At 71.3% G+C, this 15364-nt stretch carries 9 protein-coding genes; 1 reads left to right on the top strand and 8 read right to left on the bottom strand.

The annotated features are described in order from the left end of the window. Positions 1-104 precede the first annotated feature (104 nt). Positions 105-779 (bottom strand): ThuA domain-containing protein, encoded by a 675-nt coding sequence (locus AB0C82_RS10580; RefSeq protein WP_362838709.1) that lies wholly within the window; start codon positions 777-779, stop codon positions 105-107. A 161-nt stretch (positions 780-940) separates the two neighbouring features. Here AB0C82_RS10580 and AB0C82_RS10575 point away from each other — a divergent pair, with 161 nt between their 5' ends. Further along, positions 941-2329, top strand: a complete 1389-nt coding sequence (locus AB0C82_RS10575) for a cytochrome P450 (protein WP_362838707.1) — start codon at positions 941-943, stop codon at positions 2327-2329. A gap of 60 nt (positions 2330-2389) precedes the next feature. On the opposite strand, the gene AB0C82_RS10570 is transcribed toward AB0C82_RS10575, so the two are convergent. From AB0C82_RS10570 to AB0C82_RS10540, 7 genes are all read right to left on the bottom strand, one after another. Then, positions 2390-3373, bottom strand: a complete 984-nt coding sequence (locus AB0C82_RS10570) for an ABC transporter substrate-binding protein (RefSeq protein WP_362838704.1) — start codon at positions 3371-3373, stop codon at positions 2390-2392. A gap of 1 nt (position 3374) precedes the next feature. Next, positions 3375-5357: an ABC transporter permease subunit gene (locus AB0C82_RS10565; RefSeq protein WP_362838701.1), complete on the bottom strand. Its 1983-nt coding sequence runs from the start codon at positions 5355-5357 to the stop codon at positions 3375-3377. After that, positions 5357-6418 (bottom strand): glycine betaine/L-proline ABC transporter ATP-binding protein, encoded by a 1062-nt coding sequence (locus tag AB0C82_RS10560; protein ID WP_362838698.1) that lies wholly within the window; start codon positions 6416-6418, stop codon positions 5357-5359. The genes AB0C82_RS10565 and AB0C82_RS10560 overlap by 1 nt, the downstream gene beginning before the upstream one ends. Then, positions 6415-8085, bottom strand: a complete 1671-nt coding sequence (locus AB0C82_RS10555; RefSeq protein ID WP_362838696.1) for a GMC oxidoreductase — start codon at positions 8083-8085, stop codon at positions 6415-6417. Before AB0C82_RS10555 ends, AB0C82_RS10560 begins: the two co-directional genes overlap by 4 nt. A gap of 64 nt (positions 8086-8149) precedes the next feature. Next, on the bottom strand, positions 8150-9652 hold the full coding sequence (locus AB0C82_RS10550; RefSeq protein WP_362838694.1) for an aldehyde dehydrogenase family protein: 1503 nt from the start codon (positions 9650-9652) through the stop codon (positions 8150-8152). Between the two features lie 279 nt (positions 9653-9931). Then, on the bottom strand, positions 9932-12211 hold the full coding sequence (yicI, locus tag AB0C82_RS10545) for an alpha-xylosidase (protein WP_362838691.1): 2280 nt from the start codon (positions 12209-12211) through the stop codon (positions 9932-9934). Beyond that, positions 12208-15087, bottom strand: a complete 2880-nt coding sequence (locus AB0C82_RS10540) for a glycoside hydrolase family 3 C-terminal domain-containing protein (RefSeq protein WP_362838688.1) — start codon at positions 15085-15087, stop codon at positions 12208-12210. The genes yicI and AB0C82_RS10540 overlap by 4 nt, the downstream gene beginning before the upstream one ends. Between the last annotated feature and the right edge of the window lie 277 nt (positions 15088-15364).

Below are 15364 nucleotides of genomic sequence, written 5' to 3'. Positions count from 1 at the left end.
CCGACTGCCGCTCGGGACGGGGTGCGGCATCGCGCCGGCCCCGTCCTGAGCGGCGGCGACGGCCCACGGTGGGAAAGGCCGCAGGGCGCCTCGGTGGGCGGGTGTCAGGTGTGGTGCCGCCTCGTCACATGGCGCAGTCCACCGAGGAGGTGGGTGCGGAAGGCCGGATCGCGGTAGGCGTCGCCGTCGTGTCCGAGGGCGGTGTAGAAGACGGGGGCGCCCCCGTGTTCGTGGGTCCAGACGAGGGGGTGGTCGGCGCCCATGCCACCGCCCGCGTAGCTGGACTCGTCGGCGGAGGCGAGGACCCGCACGGTGGACCGCGGGCTCGTGCGGAAGTCGTACCACTCGTCGGTGAGGTCCCAGGTGGCGCCCAGGTGTGCGGTGGCCGGGTGGTCGTGGTCCTCGACCGTGACGGTGCCGGGCTGGAGTTCCGGGTGACGGGCGAAGCGGGCGCCGAGGAGTGCCCCGTAGAACGGCCAGCCGTACTCCGTGCAGGCCGCCGCGTGCACCCCCATGAAGCCGCCACCCGCGGCGCAGTGCGCCCGCAGTGCGGTGCGCCCCTCGAGGGTGAGGACGTCACCGCTGGTGGAGAGGAACACCACGGCGGTGTACGGGTGGAGGCCGCGGGCGAAGACGTCGGGATCCTCGGTGGTGTGCACGGTGAGGCCGTGCTCCGCGCCGAGCTCCTGGAACGCGGCGATCCCCTCAGGGATCGAGTCGTGCCGGTAGCCGGTGGTGCGCGTGTACACCAGCACGGTGGGGAGGCTGTGGGAGGTCATACGTGCTCCGGGGGCTCGGCGGCCCCCCATGATCCTCCACGGACGTCCGACTGCCCACCGGACCGGTCGCATTTCGGCGGAGCACAGCACCACCGCGTTCGAACAGTTGAGCTCTTGCGGCTACGCTCGGCAACTCACGTACCAGGGAGCGGAGTTCTTTCATGTCCAGGGATACGGATACGGGCACGGACAGCGGCACGACCGCCGCCGCCGGAGACACCCGGCGCCACACCGTCGTGCCGGGCCCGAGAGGGTTGCCGTTCCTCGGCAACCTGCCCCGGTTCGCGAAGGACCCCCTCGCGTTCTTCGAGCAGCTTCGTGGTCACGGGGACATGGTGAGCTGGCGATTCGGCCGCAACCGCTGCGTGTTCATCTCCGATCCCGCGTGCATAGGCGAGCTCCTCACCGAGACGGAACGCACCTTCGACCAGCCCGCGCTGGGCATCGCGTTCCGTACGGTGATGGGCAACGGCGTCGTCGTGGCGCGCGGGCCGGACTGGCGGCGCAAGCGGTCGCTGGTCCAGCCGTCCGTGCGGCCCAAGCAGGTGAAGTCGTACGCCTCCACGATGGCCGAGTGCGCGGTGGAGCTGGCCGACTCCTGGTCGGGCGGTCAACGCGTCGACGTCAAGCGGGAGATGGCCGCACTGACCCAGAAGATCGCGGTCCGCACCATCTTCGGAGTGGACACCCCGGCCGACGCGGAGTCCATGGGACGGGCGATGGACGTCGCCCAGCGGGAGATCGGCAAGGAGTTCAGCGGCATCGGCGCGATCCTTCCCGACTGGGTGCCGACACCGGGCCGGGCCAGGATCAAGAAGGCGGCCGCGGTCATCGACGCCGAGGTGGCCCGGGTGGTGGCCCGCCACCGCGACGGCGACGGGGAGCGCCCCGATCTGCTGAGCCGGCTGCTCACCGCGGTGGACGAGACCGGCGCGAGCCTCTCCGACGAGGAGATCCGCGACGAGACGGTCACCCTGTACATCGGCGGCCACGAGACGACCAGTTCCACGCTGGTGTGGGCGTGGTACCTGCTGTCCCGCAACCCTGAGGCGCGCGCCGCCCTCACCGAGGAGCTGGACCGGGTCCTGGGCGACCGTGAGCCCGGCTTCGACGACTACGCCCAACTGACGTACGCCCAGTCGGTGGTGAAGGAGACGCTGCGCCTGTATCCGACGATCTGGCTGGTCACCGGGGTGGCCAAGGAGGGCGCGCGGATCGGCGGCGTACCGATGCCCGAGGGCACCCGGGTGTGGAGCAGCCAGTGGGCGACCCAGCGCGACGCGCGCTGGTTCCCGGAACCCGAGCGCTTCCGGCCGGAGCGCTGGGATGCGGAGGACGGCGACGAGATCGCGGAGTACGCGTGGTTCCCGTTCGGCGGCGGGCCCCGGGTCTGCCTGGGCACGCGCTTCGCGATGGTGGAGGCCGTGCTGATCCTCGCCGTGCTGGCGCGCCGCTTCGATCTGGACGTGGACCCGGGGGACATCGGCCACGTGCCGTCGCTGACCCTGCAGCCCGACCGGGACGTGACGGCGACCGTGCGGGCCCGCTGACGATGGGGCGGGTGCCGCCGGGGGCGGAAGGCCCCCGGCAGCACCCGGCTCGGCGCTGTCCTACTTCTTCACCCACTTCTTCCACACCTGCGGGTTGTCCTCGATCCAGCGCCCGGCCGCCTGCTGCGGAGTGAGCTTCTCCGAGGCGATCATCCTGGACACCTCGTTCTGCGCGTCCTCGGTCCAGTTGAACTTCTTCAGGAAGTCGGCCGCCGCGCCGCCGCGCCTGGAGAAGTCCGCGTTGAGGTACTTCTGCAGCGGTGTCGTCGGGTAGGCGCAGTCGATGTCCTTCGGATCCTTGGCCGCACATGCCTCGGTGTACTCGGGGAGCTTCACCTCGACCATCGGCACCTCCTCGAACAGCCACTGCGGCTGGTACCAGTAGCTCAGGAAGGGCTTCTTCTCCTTGGCGAACTGCTGGATCTGGGTTATCTGGGCGGCTTCGGAGCCCGCGAACACGACCTTGTAGTCCAGGTCGAGGTTCTTCACCAGCGCGGTGTCGTTGGTGACGTAGGACGGAGAGCCGTCCATGAGCTGCCCCCTGCCCCCGCTCTCCGGGGTGCGCAGTTCGTCGGCGTACCTGTCGAGGTTCTTCCAGTCCGTCACGTCCGGGTGCTCGTCGGCCCAGTACTTCGGCACGTACCAGCCGATGTGGCCGGTCACGCCCAGGTCGCCGCCGCTGACGATGGTCTTCTTGTCCTCGACGTACAGCTTCTCCTGGTCGGGGTGGCCCCAGTCCTCCAGGATCGCGTCGACGCGGCCCTGGCTGAGGGCGTCCCAGGCAGGGACCTCGTCGGTCTGGACGAGGTCGACCCGGTAGCCCAGTTCGTCCTCCAGGAGCTTCTGGGCGACGGCCACGTTGGCCTGCGCACCGACCCAGGACTGCACGGAGAGCGTGACGGTCCTGATGCCGGCCGGGGCGGCGAACGGCGAGGTCTGCTTCGTCATGTCCGCCGCGCCGCAGCCGGTGACGGCGAGCAGGGCGGCGGCCGACGAAGCGGCGGCGAGGACCCGGGTACGGGTACGGATCGGCGTGCGAGCCATGTCAGCTCTCCTTCCGCGCGGTGCGCGTGGTGGGCTGGGTGACCCGGTCCAGCATCAGGCCCAGGCAGACGATGGCGGCGCCTGCCACGAGGCCGGTGGCGAGCTGGCCCTGGGCGAGGCCGAGTACGACGAGGTATCCGAGCGCGCCCGAGCCGACGAGTGCGCCGATGATGACGACGGCGAGGACCAGGACGACGCACTGGTTGACGGCGAGCAGCAACGCGGGCCGGGCCAGCGGCAGTTGGACCTGGCGCAGCTGCTGGCCACTGGTGGCGCCCAGCGAGCGGGCGCACTCCATGGCGGCCGGATCGACGCCCCGCAGCCCCTGGGTGGTGATGCGGATGACGGCCGGGAGCGCGTAGACGACCGCCGCGGCGGCGGCCGGGGCGCGCCCGATGCCGAAGAGGGCGACGACCGGGATGAGGTAGACGAACTGCGGCATGGTCTGGAAGACGTCGAGGACCGGGCGCAGCAGGCGTTCGAACCGTTCGCTGCGGGCCGCGCCGACGGCGATGCCGAAGCCGAGGACCAGGGTGATCGCGACGGCCGCGACGACCTGGCTGAGGGTGTCCATCGAGGGCTCCCACACGCCGAGGACACCGATGGCCGCCATGGCGAGCACGGCGGTGAGCGCGGTGCGCCAGGTGCCGATCGTCCAGGCGAGGGCGGCGACGATCAGGAGCACGGACCACCAGGGCAGGCCCTGCAGCCCGCTGCGCATGGGGTTGAGGATCCAGCTGGTGAAGTGCGCGGCCCAGTCGGCGGTGCCGCCTAGGACCGGGACCCCGGTGTAGATGTGGTCGACCATCCACTCCTTGGCGGTGTTGACGGGTCCGGCGATGGCGACGATCGCGCCCTCGGGCCAGACCTGGCCACCCGTGAACCGTCCCACGACGGCGACGGCCGCCACGACGAGGGCCGCCAGGCCGCGGCCGCGTGCGCCCCGGAGGGCGGCGGGGCCGGTCGGCTCGGTACCGATCCGGCGGCCGGCGGCCTCGGTCGTGCGGTCCAGGACGACGGCCAGCAGCACGATCGGGATGCCCGCGGCGAGTGCGGCGCCGACATCGACCGAGGACAGTGCCTGGTAGACGCGGTCGCCGAGGCCGCCGGCGCCGATCACGGAGGCGATGACGGCCATCGAGAGGGCCATCATGATCGTCTGGTTGAGTCCGAGGAGCAGTTCCTTGCGGGCCAGCTGCAGCCTGGCCGTGAGCAGTCGCTGCCTGCCGGTCGCGCCGAGGGAGGTGACCGCCTCCATGACGCCCTGGTCGGCGCCACGCAGACCGAGGGCGGTGAGGCGGGCCATCGGCGGGGCCGCGTAGACGACGGTCGCGAGGACCGCGCCGGGCACACCGATGCCGAAGACCAGCGCGACGGGCAGCAGGTACGCGAAGGCGGGCAGGACCTGCATGGTGTCGAGTACGGGGCGCAGCGCCCGGTACGTACGGTCCGAGAGCCCGGCCGCGAGGCCCAGGAGGACGCCCAGCATCACCGAGGCGAGGACGGCGACGACCATCAGCGCGAGGGTCTGCATCGTCGGCACCCACATGCCGAGCAGACCGCAGGCGATGAAGGAGACCGCGGCGGTGAGGGCGAGCCGCGGCCCCGCGACGCGCCAGGCCACGACGGCCGCGACCGCCGTGACTCCGGCCCAGCCGAGGGCGAGCAGCAGCAGGTAGACACCCCGCACCGAGAGGACGACGGCGTTGCTGATGTGGCCGAAGAAGTACAGGAACAGGGGGTGGCTGTCGCGGTTGGCGACGATCCAGTCGTTGACCTCGCCGAGCGGAGCGGTCAGGTCGACGGTCAGGGCGCCGGGCCAGGCCGCGCCGCCCCAGCGTGCCTGCACGACGGGTACGGCGACGGCGGCGATCACCGCGATGACCAGCAGCTTCGTGAGGGCGGGGCGGCCGAGCAGCGCCCGGAGCGGGCTGCGGCCCGGCGGTCGGGCGACGGTGGGAACGGTTGCCTGGGCGGTGGTCATCAGGCGGCCACCTCCTGGGTGCCGGTGGTCCCGGTGCCCGCGACCACCCCGAGCAGGCAGGCGTGGTCGACGACGCCGACGAGCCGGCCCGAGTCCATGACACGGGCCGTCGGGTCACCGGAACGCGCGACTGCTTCGATGGCCTCGGAGACGGTGGCGTCGGGGCGGACGGCGGGTCCGCGGTCGGCCTCGCCCGCGGCCGGGGGGCGCATGGCGCCGGCGACCGTCAGGACCTGTTCGCGCGGTACGTCGCGGACGAACTCGCGTACGTAGTCGTCGGCGGGTGATCCGACGATCTCCTCGGGGGTGCCGAGCTGGACGATGCCGCCGTCGCGCATGAGCGCGATGCGCGTGCCCAGGCGCAGTGCCTCACTCAGGTCGTGGGTGATGAAGACCATGGTCCGGCCCTCTTCCTGGTGCAGCCGCACGACCTCGTCCTGCATCTCGCGGCGGATCAGCGGGTCGAGCGCGCTGAACGGTTCGTCGAAGAGCAGGACGGACGGGTCGACGGCGAGTGCGCGGGCCAGGCCGACGCGCTGCTGCTGGCCGCCGGAGAGCTGCGCCGGGCGACGGTCCTCCAGACCGGCCAGCCCGACCTTCTCGACCAGCTCGGCGGCCTTCCTGCGCCGTTCGGCCTTGCTCAGGCCCTGGATCTCCAGCCCGTAGGCGACGTTGTCGAGGACGGTGCGGTGCGGCAGGAGTCCGAAGTGCTGGAAGACCATGGCCGCGCGGTGCCTGCGCAGTTCGCGCAGCCGCGTGCGGTCCATCGCGAGGACGTCCTCGCCGTCGATGGCCAGGGTGCCGCTGGTCGGCTCGATCAGCCGGGTCAGGCAGCGTACGAGGGTGGACTTGCCGGATCCGGAGAGGCCCATGACGACGAAGACCTCGCCCTTGCGGACGTCGAAGGAGACGTCGCGTACGGCGGCGGTGCAGCCGGTGCGTTCCCGCAGCTCGGCCGGGGGCAGCCCGGCGTGCTCGCTGCCGGGGACGCGATCGGCCTTGGGGCCGAAGACCTTCCAGAGGTTCCTGACGGCGAAGACAGGGGTATCGGTCGCGGTCATCGGACATCGCCTCCAGTGGTCGTACCGAGCGGGGCCGAGCCGGGCGGTCCGGCATCGAGCGGTCCGGAGCCGGGCGGTCCGGCATCGGCCGGAGTCGAGCCGGGCAGCTCCGGGGCGGCCATGTCGTTGGCGAGCAGTTCCGCGCACTTCTCGCCGACCATGAGGACGCCGATCATCGGGTTGACCGCGGGCATCGTCGGGAACACGGACGCGTCGGCGATCCGGATGGATTCCAGTCCCCTGACACGCAGCCGGGGATCGACCACGGCCGCCGGGTCGTCGGCCGCGCCCATCCGGCAGGTGCCCGCCGGGTGGTACACGGTGTGCGCGACCTTGCGGGCGTACTCACTGATGTCCTCGTCCGAGGTGACCTCGGGGCCCGGGCACACCTCCCGCTTGAGCCAGTGCGCGAGCGGCTGCGTCTTCGCTATCTCGCGGGCGAGTTTGATTCCGTCGACCAGTGTGCGGCCGTCGTAGTCCTCCTCGTCGGTGAAGTAACGGAAGTCCAGGGCGGGTTTGACCTCGGGGTCGGCGCTCGTGAGGTAGAGGCGGCCCCGACTGCGCGGCTTGGGGATGTTCGGCGTCATCGACACACCGTGCTCGGGACGCTCGTAGCCGAGGCGTTCCGGGTTGTCGGTGAAGGGGATCTGGTAGAAGTGGAACATCAGGTCGGGGCCCGGGGATCCGGGGTCGCGCCGGACGAACAGGCCCGCGTCGGAGTCCATCGCGGAGTTCTCCGGGATGGGCCCGTCGGTCTCCCAGACGATGACCGACTCCGGGTGGTCCAGCAGGTTCTCACCGACGCCCGGCAGGTCGTGGACGACCGGGATGCCGAGTGCCTCCAGATCCCGCCTCGGCCCGATCCCGGAGTGCATCAGCAGTCGCGGGGTGTCCACCGCGCCCGCGCAGACGATCACTTCACGGGTGGCGCGCAGCAGCAGTTCCTCGCCGTCCTCGGTGCGGACGTGCACCCCGGTGGCGCGGTTGCCGTCGAACTCCAGCCGGTGGGCCCAGGTCTCCAGCAGGATCGAGAGGTTCGGGCGGTCACCGGCCTCGATGTGCGGGTGGAGGTAGGCGACGGACGCGGAGGACCGCTTGTTGTTCTCCGGGTGGTAGGCGAGGTCGAAGAAGCCGACGCCCTCGTGGAACGGCTTCTTGTTGAAGCCCTCGACACGCGGGACTCCGGCGGCGGCCTGCGCCGCGTCGACGAAGTCGCGGGCGATGGCGTTCCGGTCCTTCTCGTCGACCGGCACGATGTGGTTGCGCAGCCGGGCGAAGTACGGGTCCATGGCCGCCGCGTCCCAGCCTTCGGCGCCCGCCCCGGCCCATTCGTCCCAGTCGCCGGGCAGCGGCTTGAAGCTGATGAGGGTGTTGTGCGATGAGCAGCCACCGAGCACCCGGGCGCGGCTGTGGCGGATGTGCGAGTTGCCGCGCGGCTGTTCGGTCGTCGGGTAGTCGTAGTCCAGGTCGCCGCCGAGCAGCCCGAGCCAGCGGCGCAGGGTCAGCACGTCGTCGCGGCCGATGTCGGAGGGGCCGCCCTCGATCACGGTCACGGTCACGCCGGGGTTCTCCGTGAGGCGTGAGGCGATGACCGAGCCGGCCGTGCCGCCTCCGACGATCACGTAGTCGACCGGTTCGGGCGGTGCTGTGCGGGGGGTCGGGTGCATCGGTCACTGCTCCTTCTGCAAGGTTCGTGCGTGTACGGGATGCCGCGAACAGGGGTCGGCAGGCTCAGCCGGCGAACCAGCGCTGGGGGCGCGGGTTGAGGTTCTGGTAGATGTGCTTGGACTCGCGGTACTCCGCGAGTCCGGTGGGGCCGAGCTCACGGCCCGTGCCCGACTTGCCGAACCCGCCCCACTCGGCCTGCGGGAGGTACGGGTGGTAGTCGTTGATCCAGACGGTGCCGTGCCGCAGCCGTCCCGCGACCCGGCGGGCGCGGCCCGCGTCGCTGGTCCAGACGGCGCCCGCGAGGCCGTAGTCGGTGTCGTTGGCCAGGGTGACGGCCTCTTCCTCGGTGTGGAAGGTCTCGACGGTGAGGATCGGGCCGAAGGTCTCCTCGCGCACCACCCTCATCCCGCGGTGGCAGCCGTCCAGGACGGTCGGCCGGTAGAAGTAGCCGCCTCGGGGCCGCACCGGGGAGGGTTCGGGGCGGGCGCCGCCGGAGCGGACGACGGCGCCCTCCTCGCGTGCGGATGCGACGTACGCCTCGACCTTGGCGAGCTGCTGCGCGGAGACCAGCGGTCCGCATTCGACGCCGTCCGCGGTGCCGCGGCCGAGCCGGATGGCGTCGGCGCGGCGGGCGAGTTCCGTGACGAAGCGTTCGCGGACCGACTCCTCGATGATGAGGCGCGCCCCGGCGGAGCAGACCTGACCGCTGTGGAAGAACGCGGCGTTGAGTGCCTGGTCGACGGCGGTGTCGAAACCGTCCTCGGTGGCGCAGGCGTCGGCGAAGACGACGTTGGGGTTCTTGCCGCCGAGTTCCAGGGCGACCTTCTTGACTGTGGGGGCCGCGGCCTGCGCCACCTTCGTACCGCTGGCGAGTCCGCCGGTGAAGGAGACCAGGTCGACGTCCGGGTGCTCGGAGAGCCGGGCGCCCACGGGGTCTCCCGCACCGGTGACGAGGTTGGCCGTACCGTCCGGAAGTCCCGCCTCGGACAGCAGCCGGATCAGGTGGACGGTGGAGAGCGGCGTGACCTCGCTGGGCTTCAGGACGAAGGTGTTGCCGGCGGCGAGGGCCGGGGCGATCTTCCAGCTGGCCTGGAGGAGCGGGTAGTTCCAGGGAGCGATCAGCGCGCAGACACCCACGGGCTCGTGCACGACGATGCTGTGGACGTCGGGGTCCCCGGCGTCGACGACCCGGCCGCCGCTCTCGTTCATCACGAGGTCGGCGAAGTAGCGGAAGGCGCTGGTGACGTCGTCGACGTCTACGCGGCCCTCTTCGAGGGTCTTGCCGGTGTCGCGGCTCTCGACCAGGGCGATCTCCTCGCGGTCGCGCTGGAGGAGGTCGGCGACCCGGCGCAGTAGCCCGGCGCGGTCGGCGACGGGCCGGTGGGGCCAGGGGCCGTCGTCGAAGGCACGGCGCGCGGCGGCGATCGCCCGGTCCGTGTCCTCGGTGCCTCCTTCGGCGACGAGCGCGAGGACGGTGGCGTCCGCGGGGTCGATGATCTCGCGCGTCGCGCCGGATGCGGCGGGGTGCCACATGCCGTCGATATGAATGGTGTCCAGCGCCGCCATGTCCTGTATCTGCCTTCCGTACCGAAATACTCCCCGCCGGAGCGGCCGGAGAGCGTGTGCGCGGGCGGCCGCGATCCGGTCGCACCAGCGGCCTGGCCCCCTCCCCGGTCCGCCGGAATGTATGCCAGGAATTTCACGCTGAGTGACGCGACTCACTCTGCACAGCCCCCGGCACCCCGGAAACACGGCGGCCCGCCGGAGGTCCCTGTGCGGGACCTCCGGCGGGCCGTCGATGTCCGGTGAGCGGGCAGGCGCTCTCGGTACGGTTGCGCCGGTTGCTCAGACGGTGACCGTCCCGCTCCCCTCCCCCGTCTTCGCCGTCGCCCCCGGACCCTCGACGCTCACGCGGTACACCCGGTCCGTTCCCTGCGCCGTCACCCGCACGGCGCCGCCCTCACGTACGACGTGGAAGGAGGCCGCCGGAGCGCCCGACAGGTCCGGGACGGAAACGGTCCGCCCGGTTGCGGGTACGTCCGGACCGAACACGCGAAGGGTGAGGCCGTCCAGCCAGTCCGCGTCCGGCCGCTGGTCGTCGGCGCCCCAGGGGAGTACGGCTCCGGGCCGGACGAGCAGCGGCAGGCTGTCGAAGCCGTGCGTCTCGTGGTGCCACGCCGGACCCGTGACGGATTCCCCGGTCAGCAGGGAGGTCCAGGTGCCCTCGGGCACGTAGAACTCCACCTCTCCGTCGGCGGAGAAGACCGGGGCGACGAGCAGGTCGGGGCCGAGCATGTACTGACGGTCCAGCGTGCGGGTCGCCGGGTCCTCGGGGAACTCCACCAGCATGGGCCGCATCACCGGGACGCCGGTGCGGTGCGCCTCGGCGGCCACCCCGTACAGGTACGGCATCAGCCGGTGCTTGAGCAGGGTGAACTGCCGTGCCACGTCCACCGCTTCCTCACCGAACGCCCACGGCACCCGGTAGGACACGTTGCCGTGCAGCCTGCTGTGCGAGGACAGCAGCCCGAAGGCGAGCCACCTCTTGAAGACCTCCGGGTCGGGAGTGCCCTCGAAGCCGCCGATGTCGTGGCTCCAGAAGCCGAACCCGGAGAGGCTCAGCGAGAGGCCGCCGCGCAGCGACTCGGCCATCGCGGTGAACGAGGCGAAGCAGTCGCCGCCCCAGTGCACGGGGAACTGCTGGCCGCCCGCCGTCGCGGAGCGTGCGAAGAGCACCGCTTCGCCGTGGCCGCGCTCCTTCTCCAGGAGCTCGAAGACGGTGCGGTTGTAGATCTGCGCGTAGTAGTTGTGCATCCGCTCCGGGTCGGAGCCGTCGTGCCAGACCACGTCCGTCGGCACGCGCTCGCCGAAGTCGGTCTTGAAGCAGTCGACGCCCTGGTCGAGGAGGACGCGCAGCTTGCTGTTGTACCACTCGCACGCGGCCGGGTCGGTGAAGTCGACGAGCGCCATGCCGGGCTGCCACAGGTCCCACTGCCAGATGTCGCCGTTCGGTCTGCGCACCAGATAGCCGCGCTCGGCGCCCTCCGCGAACAGTGGCGACTTCTGCGCGATGTACGGGTTGATCCACATGCTGATCCGCAGTCCGCGCTCCTTGAGCCGGGCCAGCATTCCTTCCGGGTCGGGGAAGACGTCCGGATCCCAGAGGAAGTCCGACCACTGGTACTCACGCATCCAGAAGCAGTCGAAGTGGAAGACGCTGAGCGGGATGTCGCGCTCGGCCATCCCGTCGACGAACGAGGTGACGGTCTCCTCGTCGTACGAGGTGCAGAACGAGGTGGTCAGCCACAGGCCGAAGGACCATGCGGGCGGCAGTGCGGGCCTGCCCGTCAGGGCGGTGTAGCGGGACAGCACATCCTTGGGGGTCGGCCCCGCCACGACGAAGAACTCCAGCGACTGGTCCTCGACGCTGAACTGGACCTGCCCGACCGACTCGGAGCCGATCTCGAAGGCGACCTTGCCGGGGTGGTTGACGAAGACGCCGTAGCCGCGCGAGGAGAGGTAGAACGGGATGTTCTTGTAGGCCTGTTCGCTGCTGGTACCGCCGTCGGCCTGCCAGATGTCCACGCTCTGGCCGTTCTTGACGTACGGCGTGAAGCGCTCACCGAGGCCGTAGACGTTCTCGCCCACCGCCAGGGCGAGTTGGGCGATCATGTGGTGGGTGCCGTCGGGAGTGGTGGCGAAGGCCGTGCCCTTGCGGTCGACCCCCGTGAGGCGTCGCCCCTGATCGTCGAGGAAGGTCATGCCCCACGGGCCGTCGCCGTCCATGCGCAGGGTCAGCGGACCGCTGGTCAGCTCGGTGACCGCGCCGTCGCGCCGGACGCGGGCGGGCGAGGCGGGATCTGGATCGGGCAGCAGGGTGAAGTCGGGCCCGCGTCTCGCCTTTCCGGCGTGATGGGTGGCGCGTACGCCGATGACTCCCTCGGCCGGGGAGAAGCACTCGACGGTGATCAGCGGGGTGTTGAGGGTGTCTCCGCGTTCGGCGACGCGCTTGACCGCCGCGTAGGCGGTGAACCGGTCGTCCTCGGCGCGCAGGTCACGGATCTCGGTCGCGTAGGAGGCGCGGACACCCTCACGCATGAGCCAGAAGCCGTCGGTGAATTTCATGAGGACTCCTTGCCGGGGACGAATGCGAGATGCGCGAGGCGCACGCCGCCGCGCAGGGCGACCCGCACGTCATGGACTCCGCGGACGGTGAGCTCCGCCTGATGGGTGCGCAGGTCGTACGGTCCTTCACCGCCCGGGACGGTGATGTCCGCCGACGCTCCCTCCACCGTCACGACGACGGCCCCCTTCCCCGCCACCGAGACCGTGACGGCACGCGAGCCGTCCCCGAAGTCACATGCCGTGAAGAGGAGCTGACCGAACTCGCCGACAGGAGACACCGCGTCCCCGTCCGTCCTGGAACGGTCGACGATCACCGTGTCCCGCTGCTCGTCGTAGTCGGCCGCCTCGATGCCCCGCTCCAGAACGGGCCGGGGGCCGGACGGCTCACCGGCGACGTCCACCGTGACGGCCGCCCGGATGTCGGCGCTGGAGGCGCCGGCCTGCAGTTCGTACGTGCCCGGCTCGACGGTCCAGCGGCCGTGCGCCACGTCCCAGTGGCCGAGCTCCGCCACCGGGACGAGGAATTCGACACGCTCGCCCGCGCCCGCCGCGAGGTGCACCCTGCGGTGACCGGCCAGCTTGCGCAGCGGCAGGTCGGCGGCCTGTCCCACGGCCCGCACGTAGAGCTGGGCGACCTCGTCGGAGTCGGCCGCACCGGTGTTGGTGACCGTGAGCGAGACCCGGATCAGGTCCTCCTCGCGGGCGGCGCTCAGCGCGGAGTAAGTGAAGTCGCTGTAGGTCAGTCCGTGGCCGAACGGGTAGAGCGGGTCACCCTGGAAGTAGAGATAGGTCTGCCGGGAGCCGATGATGTCGTAGTCCAGCAGGTCCGGAAGGTCGGCGTCGGACGCGTACCAGGTCTGCGGGAGGCGGCCGGCCGGGGACACGTCCCCCGCCAGGACGCGCGCGAGCGCGGTGCCGGCCGCCTGGCCGCCGTGCGCGGTCCACAGCAGGGCGGGCAGCGTGGCCGCCGCTTCCGTGACCGCGTACGGATAGGCGGAGGTCAGCACAAGGACGGTGCGCGGGTTGGCGCTGTGCGCCGCACGCCACAGCCGCTCCTGCTGGGGCGGCAGGCCGAGCGTCGTACGGTCCTCGGTCTCCCGGCCATTGATGTGCGGGTCGTTCCCGGCGACGACGATCACGGTGTCCGCGGCAGCCGCGGCGCGCGCCACGGCGTCCTCGCCGCGCTCGGTCACCTCGATCTCGAAGACCGTGCCGGATGCGGCGGAAACTTTTTCGCCGGACTCGGCAACCTTTACGCCGTCGGTGGCGACAGTCACGTACCCACCTGTCCCGACATGCAGAAGGCGGTGTCCGCCGTCGTGCCCCTCCGGCCCCTCCACCGCTTCCAGGCGGAACGTCTCCTGGACGACCCAGCCACCGGGTTCGTCGGCGGACGCCCGTACGTATCCGTCCTCGGCGACCGAGAGATAACGGCCTTCGGCGGTACGCAGCGTGAGGACACCGCCGCCCCAGTCGACCAGCGCGAGGTCGGTGGCCCGCTCCCCGCAGGTGAGCGGCGGCAGGTCGGTGCGGCCCGCGAGCAGAGCCGGGTCGAGTGCGCCCTCGGCGCCGCGCGCCCGGTCGGCACCCTCGTCCGCATCGGGGACCTGGAGCCAGCCGTCCGCGCACTTCAGCCGGACCGTGTCCGCGCCCTCCGCGAACAGGACGTTCTCGGCGCCGTACCGTTCTCGCAGTCCGTCGAGCGGGGTCGAGCGGTGCAGGAGCGTGCCGCTGTACCAGTCGAGCTTGCAGGCGTCCGCGAGGAGCCCGACCACGGCGACGGTCCGGCCCGCCTCGGGCGCGAGCGGCAGCAGGCCGTCGTTCTTGAGCAGGACCACCGCTTGCTCGGCGGCCTCCTGGGCGAGGGCGCGGTGCCCGGCGGTGTCGAAGTCGGCGGCGCCCGCGTACGGGTCGAGGTCCGGGTCGAACTCGCCGAGCGAGAAGCGCAGGGCGAGAAGCCTGCGTACCGCGGTGTCGACGTCGCTCTCGTCGATCAGGCCCTTGGCGAGTGCGTCACGGATGCGCCCGGTCATCACGCCGGAGTCCTGGCCGTGGTCGGTGAAACTGTCGACGCCGGCCTTCAGGGCGGCTGCCGTCGCCTCCTCATGGGTGTCGAAGTAGTGCTCGGAGTCGACCAGGTTGGAGGGCGCTCCGGCGTCCGAGCAGACGACGAGGGACTGCTCGGTCCAGCGGCGCAGCTGCTGGTCCAGGAGCGGCGAGACGTGGTTGGGGCGGCCGTTGACCAGGTTGTACGCCGGCATGACACCGGCGACGGCGCCGGCGCGCACGGCGTCGCGGAAGGCCCGCAGGTCGTACTCGTGCAGCACCCGGGGGCGGACCGACGAGGAGGCGGTGTCGCGGTCGGTCTCGTTGTTGTGCGCGAGCCAGTGCTTGAGCACCGGGGCCGTGCGCCAGTAGCGGGGGTCGTCGCCCCGCAGGCCCCGGGTGTACGCGACGGCGATGGCGGAGGTCAGTGCCGGGTCCTCGGAGTAGCCCTCCTCGCCCCGGCCCCAGAGAGGGTGCCGCAGCAGATTCACTGTCGGGGCCCAGACGTTCAGCCCGACGCGGTCGTCCTCGGCGCGCTTGGCACGGACCTCGTTGCCCACGGCTTCGCCGATCCGGCGCACCAGTTCGTCGTTCCAGGTGGCGCCGAGACCGACGGCCTGCGGGAAGACGGTCGCTGTTCCCATCCAGGCGACTCCGTGGAGTGCTTCCTGTCCGGTGCGGAACGCCCCGAGTCCCAGCCGCTCCACGGGTGGCGCGAATTGATGGAGCATCGCGATCCGTTCGTCGAGCGTGAGTCGCCTGAGCAGATCGTCGGTGCGCCGGGCGAAGGGCAGCTGCGGGTCGCGGAAGGGCAGCGAGTGGTCCGTCACGTGCGGGTCCCCTAGGAGAGGTGGGAGGTCTGAGCGCTCCATTCGAGGCGCAACCCAGAGAAGATCTTTCGAAGCGCTTCGATGCTCCGTGCCGGACCCGGCAGGTGTCAAGGGTGCGGCACTCCTCAGCCGATCCCTGACAGCCCTTTGAGGCCCAGCTACGGCCTCAGCGCGAGGGAAACGGATCGGAAACAGGTCCGAGGAATCCGGGATCGGACTCTTGTGCGACCGGATGGCTTCACTTAACCTCGCTGCAACATCGAAGCGCTTCGACAGT

Origin of the sequence: Streptomyces sp. NPDC048560, from assembly GCF_040650955.1 — a bacterium.
GTDB lineage: Bacteria > Actinomycetota > Actinomycetes > Streptomycetales > Streptomycetaceae > Streptomyces.
The sequence above is the reverse complement of the archived record's forward strand: the minus strand, read 5'-3'. Positions and strand labels throughout refer to the sequence as shown.